We start from the raw sequence: 313 nt of genomic DNA on the forward strand, positions 1-313 counted from the left end.
AAACCTGCCCCCATTGTGGTCAAATCCATGAGAAACTAGGGGGAAGTAAGGTTTTTAAATGTCCTAATTGCGGTTATACAGCACCCCGTGATTGGGTAGGCGCACGAAACATTATGCTTCGTGCTTTGCAGGCTACTGCCGTTGTCTTCCAAGACAATGCGATACTTTTTCAATCTGCGTAAAGCTTTCATAAGTTTTGTACAGGTTTGAAAAGGTTAAATGTAGCACAATGCCTTCAGAGACGGCTGGGGAAGAGCATGATTTAATCTCAAATTAGGTTAATATTTTAGGGCAATATGGTATAATAAGCGAT

The 313-nt window shown here is 41.2% G+C and carries 1 protein-coding gene; it reads left to right on the top strand.

Translation table 11 applies throughout. The features are described from left to right. Window positions 1–182: zinc ribbon domain-containing protein (locus P5683_RS26095; protein ID WP_315669528.1), on the top strand; the 182-nt coding region annotated here is incomplete at its 5' end. Window positions 183–313: the final 131 nt, after the last annotated feature.

It is taken from the genome of Limnospira sp. PMC 1279.21 (assembly GCF_032349615.1).
GTDB classification, from domain to species: Bacteria; Cyanobacteriota; Cyanobacteriia; order Cyanobacteriales; family Microcoleaceae; genus Limnospira; species Limnospira fusiformis.